At 40.9% G+C, this 17671-nt stretch carries 17 protein-coding genes; 13 read left to right on the top strand and 4 right to left on the bottom strand.

Features of this window, described 5'->3' with window-relative positions:
- Positions 1 to 73: 73 nt before the first annotated feature.
- Positions 74 to 2035, top strand: a complete 1962-nt coding sequence (locus BMZ99_RS03040) for a penicillin-binding protein (protein WP_090932817.1) — start codon at positions 74 to 76, stop codon at positions 2033 to 2035.
- Positions 2036 to 2085: 50 nt separating this feature from the next.
- Here the strand turns inward: BMZ99_RS03040 and BMZ99_RS03035 are convergent, their stop codons facing one another.
- Positions 2086 to 2349: an alpha/beta-type small acid-soluble spore protein gene (locus tag BMZ99_RS03035; protein ID WP_090932815.1), complete on the bottom strand. Its 264-nt coding sequence runs from the start codon at positions 2347 to 2349 to the stop codon at positions 2086 to 2088.
- A 195-nt stretch (positions 2350 to 2544) separates the two neighbouring features.
- Here BMZ99_RS03035 and hypA point away from each other — a divergent pair, with 195 nt between their 5' ends.
- The 5 genes from hypA (at position 2545) to BMZ99_RS03010 (ending at position 5909) form a co-directional block, all read left to right on the top strand.
- Positions 2545 to 2886 carry a hydrogenase maturation nickel metallochaperone HypA gene (gene hypA, locus BMZ99_RS03030; protein ID WP_090932813.1) on the top strand — a complete coding sequence of 114 codons (342 nt, stop codon included), beginning with the start codon at positions 2545 to 2547 and terminating at the stop codon, positions 2884 to 2886.
- Position 2887: 1 nt separating this feature from the next.
- Positions 2888 to 3556 (top strand): hydrogenase nickel incorporation protein HypB, encoded by a 669-nt coding sequence (gene hypB / locus BMZ99_RS03025; protein ID WP_090932811.1) that lies wholly within the window; start codon positions 2888 to 2890, stop codon positions 3554 to 3556.
- A complete protein-coding gene (locus BMZ99_RS03020; protein ID WP_090932809.1) occupies positions 3556 to 3732 on the top strand; it encodes an aspartyl-phosphate phosphatase Spo0E family protein in 177 nt (58 codons plus the stop codon). Before hypB ends, BMZ99_RS03020 begins: the two co-directional genes overlap by 1 nt.
- Before the next feature lie 69 nt (positions 3733 to 3801).
- Positions 3802 to 4914: an alanine racemase gene (gene alr, locus BMZ99_RS03015; RefSeq protein WP_090932808.1), complete on the top strand. Its 1113-nt coding sequence runs from the start codon at positions 3802 to 3804 to the stop codon at positions 4912 to 4914.
- 212 nt (positions 4915 to 5126) lie between these two features.
- Complete coding sequence (locus tag BMZ99_RS03010) at positions 5127 to 5909, top strand: CheR family methyltransferase (protein ID WP_090932806.1); 783 nt, start codon at positions 5127 to 5129, stop codon at positions 5907 to 5909.
- 7 nt (positions 5910 to 5916) lie between these two features.
- Here the strand turns inward: BMZ99_RS03010 and BMZ99_RS03005 are convergent, their stop codons facing one another.
- Positions 5917 to 7077, bottom strand: a complete 1161-nt coding sequence (locus tag BMZ99_RS03005; protein WP_090932804.1) for a D-alanyl-D-alanine carboxypeptidase family protein — start codon at positions 7075 to 7077, stop codon at positions 5917 to 5919.
- A 128-nt stretch (positions 7078 to 7205) separates the two neighbouring features.
- Here BMZ99_RS03005 and BMZ99_RS03000 point away from each other — a divergent pair, with 128 nt between their 5' ends.
- Complete coding sequence (locus tag BMZ99_RS03000; protein ID WP_090932803.1) at positions 7206 to 7904, top strand: polysaccharide deacetylase family protein; 699 nt, start codon at positions 7206 to 7208, stop codon at positions 7902 to 7904.
- A gap of 25 nt (positions 7905 to 7929) precedes the next feature.
- On the opposite strand, the gene BMZ99_RS02995 is transcribed toward BMZ99_RS03000, so the two are convergent.
- The gene (locus tag BMZ99_RS02995; protein ID WP_090932802.1) at positions 7930 to 8325 is read right to left on the bottom strand and encodes a hypothetical protein; all 396 of its coding nucleotides are present in this window, start codon (positions 8323 to 8325) and stop codon (positions 7930 to 7932) included.
- 178 nt (positions 8326 to 8503) lie between these two features.
- Between BMZ99_RS02995 and BMZ99_RS02990 the strand changes: the two genes are divergently transcribed.
- The gene (locus tag BMZ99_RS02990) at positions 8504 to 9487 is read left to right on the top strand and encodes a phenylacetate--CoA ligase family protein (protein ID WP_090932800.1); all 984 of its coding nucleotides are present in this window, start codon (positions 8504 to 8506) and stop codon (positions 9485 to 9487) included.
- Between the two features lie 136 nt (positions 9488 to 9623).
- Here BMZ99_RS02990 and BMZ99_RS02985 read toward each other — a convergent pair whose 3' ends face one another.
- Positions 9624 to 9941: a hypothetical protein gene (locus tag BMZ99_RS02985; protein ID WP_090932798.1), complete on the bottom strand. Its 318-nt coding sequence runs from the start codon at positions 9939 to 9941 to the stop codon at positions 9624 to 9626.
- A gap of 267 nt (positions 9942 to 10208) precedes the next feature.
- On the opposite strand from BMZ99_RS02985, the gene BMZ99_RS02980 reads away from it, so the two are divergent.
- From BMZ99_RS02980 to BMZ99_RS02960, 5 genes are all read left to right on the top strand, one after another.
- Positions 10209 to 10661, top strand: coding sequence for a YaiI/YqxD family protein (locus tag BMZ99_RS02980; protein WP_090932795.1), 453 nt, complete (start codon positions 10209 to 10211; stop codon positions 10659 to 10661).
- A gap of 56 nt (positions 10662 to 10717) precedes the next feature.
- Positions 10718 to 11362, top strand: a complete 645-nt coding sequence (locus BMZ99_RS02975; protein ID WP_090932793.1) for a YigZ family protein — start codon at positions 10718 to 10720, stop codon at positions 11360 to 11362.
- A gap of 68 nt (positions 11363 to 11430) precedes the next feature.
- Entirely contained in the window at positions 11431 to 12585 is a 1155-nt protein-coding gene (locus tag BMZ99_RS02970) for an exonuclease SbcCD subunit D (RefSeq protein ID WP_090932791.1), read from the top strand.
- Positions 12582 to 15635, top strand: coding sequence for an AAA family ATPase (locus tag BMZ99_RS02965; protein WP_090932789.1), 3054 nt, complete (start codon positions 12582 to 12584; stop codon positions 15633 to 15635). Before BMZ99_RS02970 ends, BMZ99_RS02965 begins: the two co-directional genes overlap by 4 nt.
- Positions 15636 to 15758: 123 nt before the next feature.
- Positions 15759 to 17441, top strand: a complete 1683-nt coding sequence (locus tag BMZ99_RS02960; RefSeq protein ID WP_090932787.1) for a glutamine--tRNA ligase/YqeY domain fusion protein — start codon at positions 15759 to 15761, stop codon at positions 17439 to 17441.
- Positions 17442 to 17671: the final 230 nt, after the last annotated feature.

The following is a 17671-nucleotide window of genomic DNA, read 5'->3' as shown; positions in this document are numbered from 1 at the left end:
TGCAGGGAAATACTGCAAATAAGACGAATAATAAGACATTGCAGTATTGTGTTCTAGGAAGGATTGATGATAGATGATAGAAAAGAATGCTGTAATCTTGCAGCGACGCATTGCTTCATTTTTAATTCTGTTAGTAATAATGATTTTTATCTTGGCAATGCGTATTGGCTGGCTGCAGTTCATCGACGGTGATCGTATGACAGCAAAAGTAGCAAATCAAGTGAAAGATAGTCAGACGCTGCAATCGCCTCGCGGGACGATTTATGATAGAGACGGACGGGAGTTAGCAGTCAGTAGATTAACCAAATCCTTATATGCAGATCCTTCTGAAATTAAAGATCCGGATCTTGCAGCATCTCTGCTTGCTCCGTTATTAGAAATGCCGCCTGGAGATGTTAAAGAACGGTTAACTGCAGGAGGCCGTTTTATCTGGATCAAGCGTATGATTGAGCCGATGGTGACAAAGCAAATAGAGAATGTAATCAAAGAATCTAACCTTAGAGGTCTAGGCTTCTTGGAAGAAAGTAAGCGGTATTATCCTAATGATAGTTTGGCTGCTCACGTTTTAGGATTTGTGGGGACAGATGACGTTGGTTTAGATGGCATGGAAATGGCATTAGATAAAGTCATTAAAGGGACCTCTATGGAACATTTTGTTGATACAGATAGCCGAGGCATCCCCATTTTTAAATCGATTTTTACATTTGCTCCGCCTAAACAAGGGAAAAATGTATATCTTACATTAGATAGTACCATTCAGTTTATCGTTGAGCAGAGCTTGGATAAGGCGATGACCACCAATCGCCCTCAAGGAGCAACTGTAATTGTCATGAATCCCCATACGGGAGAAATATTAGCTATGGCTAATCGACCCACTTATAATCCTAACCAATTCTACAAATATAGTATCAAGGAGTGGAAGAATCGGGCAGTAGCATACAATTATGAACCTGGATCTACTTTTAAAAGTGTTGTAGCTGCAGCTGCATTGCAGGAAGGGCAGTTATATCCGGAAGAACGATTTATTGATAACGGCTATGTTGAAGTATCGGGGCGGCGTATTCGAAACTGGAGTGACGAAAGTTATGGCAATGTTTCGTTTGTTCAAGTTATTGAACAGTCCATTAATACCATTTTTGTACAGATTGGTATGAGGCTGGGAGCTTATAAATTGATCGAATATGCCAAGGCCTTTGGTTTTGGAAAGGCAACAGGTGTTGAGTTGCCCGGTGAAGAAGAAGGTTTGTTATTTAGGCCAGAAGATATGCGAGATTCTGATGTGGCGACGATGTCTATTGGACAAAGTATCGCTGTTACACCATTGCAGCTTATTACAGCTGTATCGGCAATTGCCAATGATGGGGTACTATTAAAGCCTCATATTATCAAAGAAGTACGAAATATGGACGGTTCTATTGAGCGTGAAGGGATGACGCAAGCAGTACGTCAGGCGATTAGCCCTGAAACAGCTAATCGCCTGACGGGCTTAATGGAAAAGGTCGTATTGGAAGGTGGCGGTAAAAAAGCTTATTTAAAAGGGTACCGCTTTGCAGGGAAAACAGGAACGGCAGAAAAACTGCAAGATGATGGCAGCGGCTATTCTGCAGGACGTTATGTAGCATCATTTGTTGGTTTTGGTCCTGTAGAAGATCCTCAAGTTGCAATTTTAGTTGTCCTTGATGATCCTCAAGGAAGCTATTATGGAGGTGAAATTGCAGCGCCGATTGCTGGAGAAATTCTAGGTAAAATTATGCGTCATCTCAATATTTATCCTCAAATGGCAAATGAATTACCTGCTTCAAAAGAAAATATTCAAACAAATTCGATACCCATGCCTACTATTCAAGTGCCCCCAGGAAAGGTAGTAGTACCTAATGTGGCTGGAAAGAGTATTCGTGAGGCAGGGGAGGCGTTAACACGAGCAGGATTATCAATTGTTCCTGTGGGGACAGGTATTGCGGTACGGCAAAGTATAATGGCAAATACAATTGTAGAAGCAGGAGTAGAGATTAGCGTCTATTTTGAAGCAAGATAGGAATACTAACAAATAAATAAAGGGCGGCTTTTAGCCGCCCATGCATACGATTAAGGCTGTTTGTTTGCATCATATTGAGCAGTTAATGTTCCGCTGGTTGCTTGAGTGGTAGTTCCACTTAAACCAGATTCATATTGCTCAATCATTCTGCGAACCATTTGTCCGCCCACACGTCCGCAGTCAGCGGAAGTCATGGTAGCCCAGCCTTGTGAACGTACTCGATCAGCAATTCCAAGTTCACCTGCGATCTCATATTTCATACGATCGAGGGCACTTGCAGAGCCTGGGTTAACAGGTTTGCTACTTCTGGCCATTGATAATCACCTCCTTATGTTGGTGTAATCATAGTATCAGCGAAATAGAAAATGATTATTCGAGTTTATATTATGTAAATAGTTCCAATCGTAAAAAACATCAATTATGAATCATTGAATTGATTGTGATAGCAGGAAATCATCCTCTCATGACGAATTAACTGTATGAAAATGGTAGACTTGGAGTGAAGTGTAATGCATGAAATGTCCATTGCGCAAGGAATATTGGACATCGTACTAAAGACTGCTGCAGAGCATAATGCGGTTAGGATAAGCTACATTAAGTTGCTCATTGGTCAGATGACTCAAATTGAGCCCGAATCTCTTACGTTTGGCTTTGCTGCTTTGGCTGCAAATACAATAGCTGATGGCGCAAAGGTAGATATTACGATTGTACCTCTAGTTGGCGAATGCAACGGCTGTGGGCAGCAATTTACGGTGGAACGATACTCTTTCCTATGTCCCCTATGCCAATCCGCTAATGTTCTAGTGGTATCGGGCCGAGAGTTAGCAGTTGATTATCTGGAGGTAGAATAAAGTGCAAATAAAAGTGATGACCAGTATTCTGGAGAGAAATGATCAAATTTCTGCTGCTTTGCAGGAACGGTTCGAAAAAGCAGGAATTTTTGTGTTAAATTTACTAGGGTCACCTGGGTGTGGCAAAACATCGTTATTAGAAAAAACCATTCACGCTTTAAAAGATACACTTTCAATCGCCGTTATTGAAGGTGATTTGTTTACTGCTAAGGATGCTGAGCGTATTGAACAGCATGGTGTACCTGTCGTACAGATTAATACAGCTGGAGGCTGTCATTTAGACGCGAATATGATTGACGGTGTACTGGATTGTCTTGATCTTGATACTCTTGATGTTATTGTTATTGAAAATGTTGGAAATTTAGTGTGTCCAGCGGAATTTAATATTGGTGAGGATTGTAAGGTAACGGTTCTTAGTATTACAGAAGGGGATGATAAACCGTTAAAGTATCCATTAATATTTAAACAAGCTAGCGCAGTGATTTTAAATAAGATTGATTTACTGCCATATACTAATTTTGACTTAAAAGCTGCAGAAAAAGACATTACGAGTATTCATCCTGGAATTACTTTATTACCAGTCTCATGCCAAACTGGTACAGGACTTGAAACTTGGTTCAATTGGCTTATTGAACAAGTGCAAATTAAAAAAGGCAAGGAGAGCAAGTGATGTTTAACCTGCAGAAGCTGGCACAAGAAATTGAACGTGTTCGAGTACATCTTCATGAATTGGTAGAACAAAAATCCGGTAATTTAATAGACCCAGAAGTGGCAGAAGTCAGTATTCAATTAGATAAATTAATTGTTGAATATGAAAGAGTAAAGATGCGGCATGTAAGAAGATGAGCGTAGTCAATAGGTATAAGGACGATTAAGTAATGTTTCTTTGTAACCTATTTTGATAGGAGGTAAGATATGTTTAATCGACCAGTATGGGCAGAGGTTGATCTTTCGGCTGTTGCTCATAATGTAACTGAAATTAGAAAAGTAACAAACCATAATGCGAAAGTCTGTGCAGTTGTTAAGGCTGATGGGTATGGGCATGGCGCAGTAGCTGTTGCGCGAACTGCATTGCAGGCAGGAGCAGACCGTTTGGCTGTAGCGATTGTCAATGAAGCAGTGGAATTGCGCAATGCAAAATTTGACGTACCCATTTTGGTGTTAGGGTATACGCCGGCTTGTCAGGCTGATTTAGTAGTTAAGCATAATATTACGCAAACGATATTTTCTCTTGAATCGGCACAGGCTTTATCAGCAGCAGCCATATCAGCTGGTAAAACAGCTAAAGTACATCTTAAGATCGATACGGGAATGGCTAGAGTGGGTGTTAGCCCAACTGATGCAGGTAAATTTGCAAAAGCAGTAGCGGTTTTACCGGGAGTTGAAATCGAAGGAGTATATTCACATTTTGCTACTTCTGATAGCTGGGACAAGGCTTTTACCTATGAACAATACAATCATTTCTTAGAAGCAATTGAATATATTAAGGGACAAGGCATTCACATACCTATTCGCCATATTGCCAATAGTGCAGCGTTATTAGATTTGCCCGAGATGCATCTGGACATGGTACGCCCTGGCATTATTTTGTACGGTTTATGGCCATCAGAGGAAGTAAAAAAGAGTTTGTTGCTTAAGCCAGCGATGAAGTTTAAAACCCAAGTCGGTTTTGTTAAGGATGTGCCACCTAACTCGTCTATAAGCTATGGAAGGACTTATTATACGGATCAGAAGAGTCGAATTGCAACTCTGCCTGTGGGCTATGCAGATGGCTGGTCTCGTTTGCTGGCGGGGAAGACACAAGTCTTGGTACATGGTCAGCGAGCTTCTATCGTTGGGCGAGTCTGCATGGATCAGTGTATGATTGATGTTAGCCATATTCGGGATGTTGCCATTGATGATGAAGTGATATTATTTGGTGGAGCGGAATTACCAGTAGAGGAAATTGCTCAAATTATGGGTACGATTAATTATGAGATCGTATGCATGGTAGGAAAACGAGTTCCGAGGCATTACATTAATCGGTGACTCTTTTTAAACAGTATCGATAGAATGCATGAAAGTAACTGAAAAAATACCCACGTCACCTTTAGATTGGTGAAAGTGGGTATTTTCTATTGGAATATAATGATTGCTATAGTAGTCAAGGGAACAAGCGTATTGTAAGTCTTTTGATGGGAAGGTAGGAAATTAATAGAATATGTCGAATATACTTCTAGAAATTAGTTAGGAGGTGTTGTATGGTTAGTGAGAAGGACTGGGAGTTGTTTAAGCAAAAGTTTAATGCGAAATCAAGCATTAACCTTAATGATTATAAACCTGCGCAGATGCAGAGACGAATTAATAATTTAATGACTCGTTATGGTGTGAATACATATGTAGACTTTTTTAATTTATTGGATAAAGATGCGAAGATGTACAAAGAATTTGTTGATTATATGACGATCAATGTGACAGAATTTTTCCGAACACCAGAAAAATTTTCTGAGCTGGAAAGCAAAGTTCTGCCAGATTTATTAGCACAAAGTCCTAAACTAAATATTTGGAGCGCTGGATGTTCTGTTGGTGCCGAGCCATATTCTTTAGCAATGATTTTGAAAGATATAACACCAAATGTAAAACATCGAATTTTAGCCACAGACCTTGATGTAGAAATGCTGGCAAAAGCTAAAAGCGGTATATATACTAATACTGAGTTTAAGAATATTTCTACTGGAAGAGCTTCAAAATACTTTAAACAGGCAGGTGCTACCTATACAATTGATGAGGATATTCGTTCTCGGGTAGAATTTAAACGTCACAATTTATTGCTTGACAAATTTGATACTGGATTCGATTTAATTTTGTGTAGAAATGTAGTTATTTATTTTACTGAAGAGGCAAAAGATGGCTTATATCGAAGATTTTTAAGTGCTCTTAAGCCCGGTGGCGTATTGTTTGTAGGCGGTACAGAGGCTATTCTAAATTTCCGTGATATTGGATTCAGCCAATATATGCCTTTTTTCTATCGCAGACCTCTTTAACGTATAATTAGAGTGCCCCCCAACTAGATAATAGACGAAAGGTACGTAATAAATATTGCAGTAATATTTTACTGTTTGTGCGTTCTTCAATCGTTTGACCAGATGTAATATCTACTGTTTTTATTGCTTTCTGGTGAACAAGAAATACAATTTCACCAATCTTTTGCCCCTGATAAACAGGGGCTTTTATTTGTTCTGGAAGATTAACACTGACGGTAACATGCTCATAATCCGCCGCTGGTACCACTACGCTTGCTGTATTACTCACTACTGCGTCAATCAGTGATCCAATGCCTTCTTCCACAGGAATAGACCCTAAAATATCGTTTTTAGCAGCATATTCATACAGTTCAAAGGCATCAAATCCATATTTCAGTAATTGCATGGAGTCATACCAGCGGGAGTGGTCATGAAGTACAACTGCAATTAACTTCTGATTTCCCCGGGTAGCGCTGGAAATTAGGCAAGGGCCTGCCTGATTAGTGGTTCCTGTTTTCACACCATCGGCCTCTTCCAATAGCCATAATAATTTATTTGTATTCTTGAGACTTTGATCATGTTCCTTGCCTTTGCGATCAAGCCATTCAATATTCGTTTCTTTCGTGTTTACAATCATGGAAAAAAGCGGATTCGTTAACGCATACCTGGCAATCCAGGCTAAGTCGAAAGCTGTAGAATAATGGTTGACGGCAGTCAGACCATGGGGATTGGCAAAATGGCTGTTGGCGGCATCCAGTGATTGGGCCTTCTCATTCATAAGCATAACGAAATTATCGACAGAGCCAGCCAAATGCTCTGCAATTGCTACGGCTGCATCGTTACCTGAACGCAGCAAAAGGCCGATCACTAGTTCACGCATGGAAATGAGCTGTCCTGTGCTTAAGTGCATGGAAGATCCCGCTGTATTCGCGGCTCGGGAACTAACCTTCACCTCTTCATCTAGTCGTCCACTTTCAATAGCAATGATGGCTGTTAATACTTTTGTAGTACTGGCAGGAGCATTGCGAATATGACTATTCTTTTCAAAGAGAATTTGCCCTGTTTTTGCATCGATCAAAATGGCTGCCTGTGCCTCAATTTTTGGCGGTGAGCAATTGGCAATGGGTGTAAATAAAATAAAGAAAAGGCAAAATAGGAGTATGGCGCTACGAGCAAATGGTATCCACATATGCATCCTCCTCGTGAATGGCTTTTATAGTATATTGCTGTTATGGCATAATCATGCAAAACATGAAGCATATCTTTTTAGTCTTTTGCGTAATATCCACTGAGGTAATGATGGGAGGTAAGGATGATATGAAGCGAGGAAGTTTCGTCTTTGCAGGCGTAATAGGAATTGTTTTTTCTGCAGCTGTAATGGTTGATGGAGTCGTAAAAGATAATGATAAAGCAATACGAAAAGTTCCCACGACTCATAAAGTCGTGGCATTGACAGTGGACGATGGTCCACACAATATGATGACACCACAGTTATTAGCGGTTCTTAAAGAAAAAAATGCAAGAGTAACATTTTTTGTTCTAGGAGAGCATGCTGCTGCTCATCCGGAAATAGTAGCACAGGAGGTGGCTGATGGACATGAAGTGGCCTCCCATGCTTATAACCATAGGTTTTTATCTAAAATAAGTAAGGAAGAAATGGGTGAAGAACTTGATAAGGCTGAAAAGGCGATCATGGCAGCTGCTCCGAAACCAGTATTGTTTCGTCCTCCTGGCGGAGCCTACAATGATACGGTAGTGGCAGAAGCACAACTGCGTGGCTATACGACGGTCTTATGGTCAGTGGACCCTGGTGATTGGCGGCGGCCTAGTGTATCTTCTGTTGTTGAGAACGTAATGAATCATGTAAAGCCTGGCAGCATTGTGCTACTACATGATGGTCAATATCCGCTGCCTACACCAGAGGCCCTTGGCATTATCATTGATAAACTTCGTGAACAGGGCTACAGCATTGTCACCGTCAGTGAACTATTGCAGTATTATGAGGTTCGTAATTAAAATATGCTTTGCTTTAGACTGCAGCTTATTCGATAGGCTCATAAGGTATCAGATTTTGCCAATGGGATTTGATCAGCTGATCAAATCTCACCATTGTGGCAGTACGTTCGTTACGCAAACTCTGAATCGAACTATATAGATTTTGATTAAAAGCATAGACGTTATGCTTGGGTACAAGAAGAGGATTTGAGTATTCACGCAGCTTTGTAGCCACTTTCATATTAACTTTTAGCTGCTTAATGACAACTCCAGCCTCTAATAGATCAGAGCCGTCATAGCGATAAATGAGACAATTAGGCTGAATTCGATCGATTACATTTTTGCGTTCTCCATCCATAATAATATCCGCATTGCAATCAGGGCAGTTTTTGGTTTGTAGTGTCATCCAAGTATGACAATTGGAACAGATCATTCCATCCATGTATACACCTCCTAGGCCTAGTTTGCCCAAACAGAAAGGAAAATATGAAAGAAATCAGAGCGAAATTTGATTATCCAGTGAGGCATCTGTTAGCTAAAGGAAGGTTAAAATTTAAAAATGGAGAAATAAGATAAAGAAGCAAGACGTTCTTTAGGGTCATTTAAAAGGAGATGCAGATATGATTTGGAACCAGCAAGTAGAAATGTTGTCCCGTGCCGATATGACAGCATGGCAATCTTATAAACTAGCAAAATTAATAGAGCGTGTATATGAGAAAAGTATCTTATACAAAAGCCGCATGAATGAATATGAACTGCTGCCAGAAAAGATTGCAAACCTGAATGAACTAAAAAGACTTCCTGTTACTACCAAACAGGATATAACGGCAAATTACCCTTATGGATTATTAACAATGCCAGTAAGCGGTGTTTCCTACATACATACAAGCCAAAACGGTAAAAAAAACGCTGCCATGAGTTATACCAGGAATGATATGGGAATGTGGAGTGAATTAATGTCACGGATATTAGTTGCTGGAGGGGTCAATGTCACCTCTATTTTTCAATGGGCGGGTATAATGGAGGAACATATACCGAGCATAGGAATAAGTTCTGGAATACAGCGAATTGGTGCAACCTTATTGCCTGAATGTAGAAGCAGCAAGGTTGAACAGTTACGATCAATAGAGGATTTTGGCGTTACCTCAATATTTTCTACTGCTTGTTACTTGCTGCAGCTTGCATGTGAAGCTAGTAGTAAGGGGTATAAGCCAACAGAGTTACCATTACAGAATATATTTTGCGATGCAAACTTTGTGTCACAAAATCAAAGTGAAGAAATTGAACAGGTTTATGGAAAAAAGCCAAACCAAGTTTATGGCATATATGACATTTGGGGAATGGGGATTGCAGGCGAATGTCATTGTAATGCTGGTTTACATATTCAAGAGGACTGTTTTTATCCTGAAATTATCCATCCTAAAAGCGGACAAGTTTTGCCAATAGGAGAAACCGGCGAGTTGCTTCTTACTAGCCTTACATTAGAGGCGATGCCTCTTCTGCGCTTTTGTACGGGAATCATATGTAGTTTAGATGATAGTCCATGTGCTTGTGGACGAACATTGATACGCATGAGAAAAAGTGCAGAAAACAATTGCAGCTAGTATTCTACGGAAGCAGAAGATATTGAGTTATAAGAGCGGATAAAGTTTTACAAAATAAAATGTACAAGGGCTCTGCGACGAAAAATCGCAGAGCCCTTGTACTAAGAGTACATCGTATTCTTATCTATTTATATTTTTAATAGTAATCGCCGCTATCACGATATTGCTTCACAATGTCAATGAGATGATTACTTTCTGTATGTTTTCCTAATAGTTCAAAAAAATGGTGAGAGTCTTCAAAACTAACACTCCAGGAAAAAGCTCCATCTGCAGTGTAGTAAGCAAAAATGATTTCTTGTTCTAGATCTTCAGGTATAATCCCATCACCATCAGTAACTAAGGCGTAATCGCCGTTATTTAGTGTTTCATAAAGAAGAGCAGTACAGCCATCTTCAGTTTCTGTTTCATAAAAGCCGAAAGGTTCATAAAAATCTAATACCGCGTTGTCACTCATTTTAAATCATCCTTTTATTATTAGTAGTAAGAGTATAACCAATTATTGGTATTGGTATTGCTGTAGCCAGGATTTTTTTCTGGATACAGTAACATGGATTTTAGATGGCGGTAAAACCCCAACTAAATCAAGTCTTCTTTATATTAAGATAGTAAGACGGATTTGACAAGTAATTTTTGAGATAATCGTAAAGGTGTGATAAAATTTTCAATAAATGCATGAAAAAAACAGATATCATTTCGTTTTAAGATACAGGAGCTGATCGATATGAGAATAGTAGTGGATGCAGATGCATGTCCTAAAAAGGCATTGCAGATTTGTATGGAGCTGGGGCGTAAATACCAGACGCCTGTCTGGACGGTAGCCAGTTTTAATCACATGATTGTATCGGATCATCATGTGGTAGTAGGCGACGATTCTCAAGAAGCTGATATTAAAGTGCTGAATTTGACACAAGCTAAGGATATCGTTGTCACCCAGGACTGGGGGCTCGCAGCAATGGTTCTGGGGAAAAAAGCGTATTGTTTAAGTCCGATAGGGAGAATATTTTCTAATGAAAATATTGAATTTTTATTGGAGGAACGAGAAGTCAAAGCCAAATTACGCCGTGGAGGCGGTAGGACAAAAGGTCCCAACAAACGCACGGCAGAAGAAGATAAACGATTTTATCACTCATTAGAGCAACTACTTGCTGATGCGGTAAGATTCGGTGAGAGCTAATTCCGTTGTTGGAATATTTATTTTTAAGGATGTTTTGATAGATTGGGGTGTATAGGATGTTATCTTTTTATTTAACGGTGAGCGGCTACGGCGAGGCGGAATTTGAGATTCAAAAGTCACGATTTATTGCTTATGTACAACGGGTAGAGCAGGAAGAAGCTGCAGTTGGATTTATAGAACAAATTAAGAAAAGGCACTGGAATGCCACTCATAACTGTTCTGCATATGTAATAGGAGGAAATGATCAATGGCAAAAAGCGGATGATGATGGTGAACCGTCAGGTACGGCTGGCAAGCCTATTTTAGAGATCATTAAGAAGAATCAAATAAAAGATACTGTGATTGTCATTACACGCTATTTTGGCGGGGTTAAGCTAGGGGCGGGAGGGCTTATTCGCGCCTATGGCAAGAGTGCCAGTTTAGGATTAAAAGCAGCAGGAATTACTCAGCGGCAAAATCATACACGCATAGGGGTAGAAATTGACTATACTTTTTTGGGAATGCTAGAAAATCAGCTTAGGCTGCAAGGTTATCGAATTGAGGATAAAATATTTACCGATACAATACGACTGATTGTATTAGAAAAAGTGGGGCAAGAAGAAGTTCTGGAACAAAAGATTATCGATTGGACGGCAGGGCAGGCTGCATTAACTCGTGAAGGACAAGTTTATGTGGAGACATCAGTCACTTGTGAGGAGTAAAACAGTATCTTGTAAGAATTTTTTGCGTATCTCCAAGAAAGTAGAAAATAACGGCAGGAGGTTGGATTGTGCGGTTTTTACATACTTCGGATTGGCATTTAGGCAGGTTATTCCACGGAATTCATTTGACGAATGATCAGGCCCATGTACTGGATCAGTTCTTAGCTTTGGTACGGGAGAGCAAACCCGATGGGATTATTATTGCCGGAGACATTTATGATCGTGCCGTGCCGCCTATCGAGGCAGTAGAATTATTAAACCAAGTAATATCGCAGATTTTAGTAGATTACAAGGTGCCTACGATTATGATTGCCGGTAATCATGATAGTGCAGAACGCTTAGGCTTTGGCAGTCGTTTATTATCGGCTCAAGGGCTGTATGTAGCAGGGGCATTAACCCGGGAAATCGACCCTATCATTTTATATGATGAGCATGGACCGGTTTATTTTGCTCCGCTTACCTATGGAGAGCCTGCATACGTTCGCGAACGTCTTTCTTGTCCTGATGTTTCCAATCATGAACAAGCGATAGAGGCTATGGTACAGCATGTAATTAGAAAAATTCCCAATCAAGCACGTTCGGTTGCAATTGCTCATGCTTTTATTGCAGGAAGCCTGGAAAGTGAGTCGGAACGTCCTTTATCGATTGGAGGCAGCAGTATGGTAAATGGGGCTGTATTTCGGCCTTTTTCCTATACGGCTCTGGGACATTTACATAATTCTCAGCAGGCAGGGGATCCAAGCATTCGTTATAGCGGATCACTACTGAAATACTCTTTTGCAGAAGCTTCTCAGCAAAAAGGTATTCATTTAATCGAAATGGATAAAGCTGGAGGCATCGCCGTTGAGAGGATTTCCCTATCCCCTCGTCGTGACGTTCGTTGTATAAAAGGATATTTTAAAGATATTCTGGATCATTCCATTGATCAAGGGAACCAGCAGGATTATGTATCAGTAACGCTGCTAGATGAAATGCCCATTTTAGATGCTATGGGGAAATTGCGTGAGAAATATCCTAATGTGCTGCAGATCGAAAGTCCGCGTTTTGCAAAAAAAGGTGTGCTGAGCGGTTTGCCTAGAGATCATCGTAAACTGAGTGAAAAAGAACTATTTGACGCCTTTTATCATCAGATGACGGGAGAAAATATGACGCAGGAGGAGCAAATGCACTTGGTTCATGTGATCGAAACGGTATACCGTGAGGAACGGGAGGCGATTCTATGAGACCATTATCTTTAACCATGACGGCTTTTGGTCCCTATGCCCAGCAGCAAAAACTTGATTTTAGGGAATTGCAGGATCGGACGTTTTTTTTGATTCATGGTCCTACAGGATCAGGAAAAACAACCATTTTAGATGGTATGTGCTTTGCCTTATTTGGTGATGCCAGCGGCACGCAGCGTGAAGGAAAATCCATGCGCAGCGATCATGCCGATAGTGCTGTAATCACGGAAGTAATTTTTGATTTTGCGATTGGCGAAGCTTGTTATCAAGTAAAGCGAATTCCAGAGCAGGAGCGGCCGAAGAAACGAGGAGACGGCACTACCACCATGCTGGCGCAAGCTGAATTGTGGAGTATGCCTTTAGTGGGGGAAGCCATTTTGCTGGCAGCGAAATGGCTGGACGTTACGAAGCAGATTGAAATATTGATGGGCTTTAAAAGCAATCAATTTCGTCAAGTGGTGCTGCTGCCCCAAGGTGAATTTCGTAAGCTATTAACCGCCAATTCCAATGAACGGCAAGAAATTATGCAGGCATTATTTAAAACAGACCTATATCAAAGAATTGAGGAAAAATTAAAGGACAAGGCTCTACTTCTAAAAAAAGCGAGTGAAGAACAGAGTAAACAGCGTCAGTGGATTTTGCAGGAAGCCGGCGTAGCGCAAGAACATGAACTGCTGGATTGTATACAGCAAAATGAAAGAGAAGTAGAAGACATACTCGTTCAGATTAAAAGCAGCAGTGAAGAATTAAAAAGTGCTCAACAGGCTGTGAATCAAGGGGCAATCATACAGGGAAAAATCCAAGACAAACAAAAAGCAGAGCAATTATTTGCAACGCTTACCGAGCAAAAGCCAATCATTGAAGAAGAACGGGCGGGTCTTCTTCGAGCAACGGCGGCAATGGGCTTATTCGATGCGGAAAAGAATCGTTCAAACTATGCTCAGGATGTATTGTCGTTGGAAGAGAACTGTAAGACATATCAGGTTGAGCTGGAAATTGAGGTGCAGAAGCTGAAACAGGCACAGCAGCGATTTGAAATAGAAGCTGCTAAAGAGGAAGATCGGGAGATGCTGGTTCGGCAAATCATTCATTTGCAGCAGACAGAGAATAAGCTCAAACTACTGGAAAAAGCCTTGAGTTCAGCAGCGATACGAAAAAGTGAACTAGAACAGGCAGCAAAAAAGAAAGATACTGCTGAATTCAATTATACGAAGATACAAGAAAAGATAGACCATATCATCCTAGATGAACAGAAAGCTGTTCAACTTGCATTAGAAGTGGGCAGCAGGGAAATACAATGGCAGTATGCCCAAGGATTGCTTACGAAAAGTAGACTGCTAGAAGAACATAGAAAAAAATTCACCCAGCTAGAACGGCAAGTTTCTGCTTCAGAGCTGAAGCTGGCAGAACTTGAGAAAAACTATGCAGCTGCTAAAAGCAGTCTTACCACATTGCAGCATGAATGGATGCAAGGGCAGGCAGCTTTCATGGCAAGTACCTTGGCCGCAGGAGAGAGCTGCCCTGTCTGTGGTTCAGCGGATCATCCTAAACTGGCTGCTCCTAGAGGAGTCATGCCAAATGAAAGGCAATTGAAAACAGCTCAACAGCAGATGGAATTTTTAGAGCAAGAAAAAGATACCTGCCGTAGGCAGCACAGTTTGCTGCAAACCGAGAGGGATACATGGGAAAAGCGAATTGCCGATCTTACTGAAGAACTGAAAGAACAAGCTGCAGTGCCTTTGCTAGAGTTGGCTCAACGAGTTCAAACATTGCGTGAAAAGTATGAGCAGGCTTTGACAGGAGAACAGCGGGCCAGGGATATAACCAGGCAGTTGGAGCAGCTAAGAAAGCAACAAGAGGATCTGCACAAGGAATTGGTTCAGGTGCAAGAAGCATGGCGTCAGGCAGAACAGTCGTTTACAGCTGCGGAAACCATAACAGCAGAAAGGCGTCTCGCGATACCAGAGGAACTGCAAGGGATGGGGAATTTGGCAGCAGTCCTAAAAAGTGCCCAAGATAAGCAAGACCAATATAAAACAGCTTGGGAACAGGCTCAGCAGCATGTACAGCAGGGAAAGCATCTGGTAACCCAGAAGCAGACGCTCCTGGAAAATACCAGCTATCGTTTAAAAGAGAGCAGGATAAAGTACGAAGAAGAACAAAACTATTTTGTAAAACGAGTAGCAGCAGCTGGATTTATGGATCAGCAGGATTATGAGACTGCAAAAAAGAACCCAGAGAGTATGAGTATCACTGCAAAGAAAATTGCTGCCTTTGATTCAGAATTTAGTAAAGCCGCTTTGTTTTTAGAACAGACTGCTCAGGCAGCGGAAAATTTGGAATTACCGGATATGCTGGAGCTGCAGCAAGTAGTTGTAACGATGCAAAATCGATATAATGATATGTTTGCTGCACACACCAATCTAGAGGCGCTTCTAAAGCGTCAGCAAGCTTGGCTGAAAAAGATCAGCCAAGTAGATGAGGCATTGGGCACATTAGGATCCCAATATGCTGTGGCAGGGCGTTTGGCAGAGGTGGCTAACGGCAGCAATGAGCACAAATTAACATTGCAGCGATTTGTATTAGGAACATTATTGGAAAATGTAATTGTGGCAGCGAACGAACGTTTAAAAATGATGAGCCGCAGCCGTTACTCCCTGCAAAGAACGTTAGAACGAGCCAGAAAAAACGCTGCTGGTGGTTTGGATCTAGAGGTTTTTGACAACTATACAGGCATTGCCAGAGGCGTAGGGACTTTATCTGGGGGTGAGACGTTCTTGGCGTCTTTGTCATTAGCTCTGGGTTTAGCTGATGTTGTTCAGTCCTATGCCGGCGGCATACATTTAGATACAATTTTAGTCGATGAGGGCTTTGGTACTCTTGATCCAGAATCCTTAGATGTTGCCATCAAGGCTTTAATCGATTTGCAGCAGGGAGGGCGACTAGTGGGGATTATTTCTCACGTTCCTGAACTCAAGGAAAGAATAGATGCCCGTTTAGAAGTTATGGCAACAGAAAGAGGCAGTACCGCTTGTTTTAAAATTGGTTAATTTATGTGGATTTTGGTTATTTTATCTATATACCATAGTTGTATGTTTGCCATAAGCAGGAAAAGGGCGATAAATGACGAAATGTGAGTAAGATAAAAGATAAATCGAGAAGGGGTTTCAAGGATGACAACAAATACGACAATTTCTTCAAACTTTATTGAAAATATTATTAATGAAGATTTGAAGAACAATAAAAATAATAAGAGGGTACATACCCGCTTTCCACCAGAACCTAATGGGTATCTGCATATTGGACATGCAAAGTCCATCTGTCTTAATTTTGGGATTGCTCGAGACTATAATGGTTTATGTAATTTGCGCTTTGATGATACCAATCCAAGTAAAGAAGAAGTCGAGTATGTTGAATCCATTCAAGAAGATGTAAAATGGCTGGGATTTGATTGGGACGATCGTATGTTTTATGCTTCTGATTATTTTGAACAGCTTTATGAGTGTGCCGTTCAGTTGATAAAATCTGAAAAGGCATATGTTTGTGACTTGAATCCCCAAGAGATGAGGGAATACCGGGGGACTTTGACTGAACCAGGAAAAAATAGCCCTTACCGTGATCGTTCCATAGCAGAAAATCTAGAATTATTTGATGGTATGAGAGCGGGAAAATTTGCTGATGGCTCTAGGGTATTGCGAGCAAAAATTGATATGGCATCGCCAAATGTAAATTTGCGCGATCCTATTTTATATCGTATTATGCGAGCGGAACATCATCGTACAGGTAATACCTGGTGCATTTATCCTATGTATGATTTTGCTCACCCCATTTCCGATGCTTTAGAAGGAATTACTCATTCCATTTGTACCTTAGAGTTTGAAGATCACCGTCCATTATATGATTGGCTGATTTCTTCTCTTGAAATGGAGAACTGCCCTCAGCAGATTGAATTTGCACGATTGAATGTTACCAATTTGGTCATGAGTAAGAGAAAGCTTAGAATGTTAGTGGAAGAAGGTTTGGTGGATGGCTGGGATGATCCGCGGATGCCAACTATTTCTGGGTTGCGTCGTCGTGGCTATACGCCGGAAGCCATTCGTGATTTTTGTGAACGCATTGGCGTAGCCAAAAGCAATAGTACTGTCGATATTGCGATGCTGGAGCATTGCATTAGAGAAGATCTAAACAGTAAGGCTTTGCGGGCGATGGCAGTGCTGCGTCCATTGAAAGTAGTTATTACCAACTATCCTGAAGGCCAGGTAGAGGAACTGGAAACCGAGAATAATCCAGAACAGCCGGATACGGGCAATCGTAGTATTCCTTTCTCGCGGGAGATTTATATTGAGCAGGATGATTTCATGGAATTTCCAATTAAGAAATTCTTTCGTTTGGCTCCCGGGCAGGAAGTGCGTCTAAAAAATGCTTATTTTATTAAGTGTGAAGAAGTGATTAAAGATCCGAAAACTGGTGAAGTGATAGAATTACGCTGCACTTATGATCCTGAAACCAAAAGCGGTTCAGGAACAGCGACCCGAAAGGTAAAGGGGACGCTGCATTGGGTTTCTGCTGCACAGGCTGTTAAGGCTGAAGTACGATTGTTTGATTATCTTCTTAAAGAGGAAGAGACAGAACAAGAGGAAAAAGACTTTAAGGATGATATTAATCCTAACTCTATGGAAAGACTTACAGCTTGTATGGTAGAGCCTAGTTTGCTTCATGCTACCGCCGATCAGCGCTACCAATTCATACGTAATGGCTATTTTTGTTTGGATGCTAAGGATTCTACTGCAGAATTGCCTGTATTTAATCGTGTTGTCGGTTTGCGCGATTCTTGGGCAAAAGCACAAAAATCATAAGAATAAAAAGGACTCATCGTTCGTTGATGAGTCCTTTTTATTTTAAGTCTATAGTTGCTGTAAGAAGCTTTACATCATCCCTAGGTCGTGCAAAATGTGTAATAACAAGAAGGAAACTGCAATGAAAAGAAATGCAAAGAAGCCCAATTGAAGTTCCACCATGTTAGTAGCTCCTTTTTCAAAATAATGTATAAACAGTTTTTTTATACTTACTATTATTTTGTCCCCAA

This window comes from Pelosinus propionicus DSM 13327, from assembly GCF_900114615.1.
Classification (GTDB): domain Bacteria; phylum Bacillota; class Negativicutes; order DSM-13327; family DSM-13327; genus Pelosinus; species Pelosinus propionicus.
This window is presented reverse-complemented; position numbering and strand designations above follow the sequence as displayed.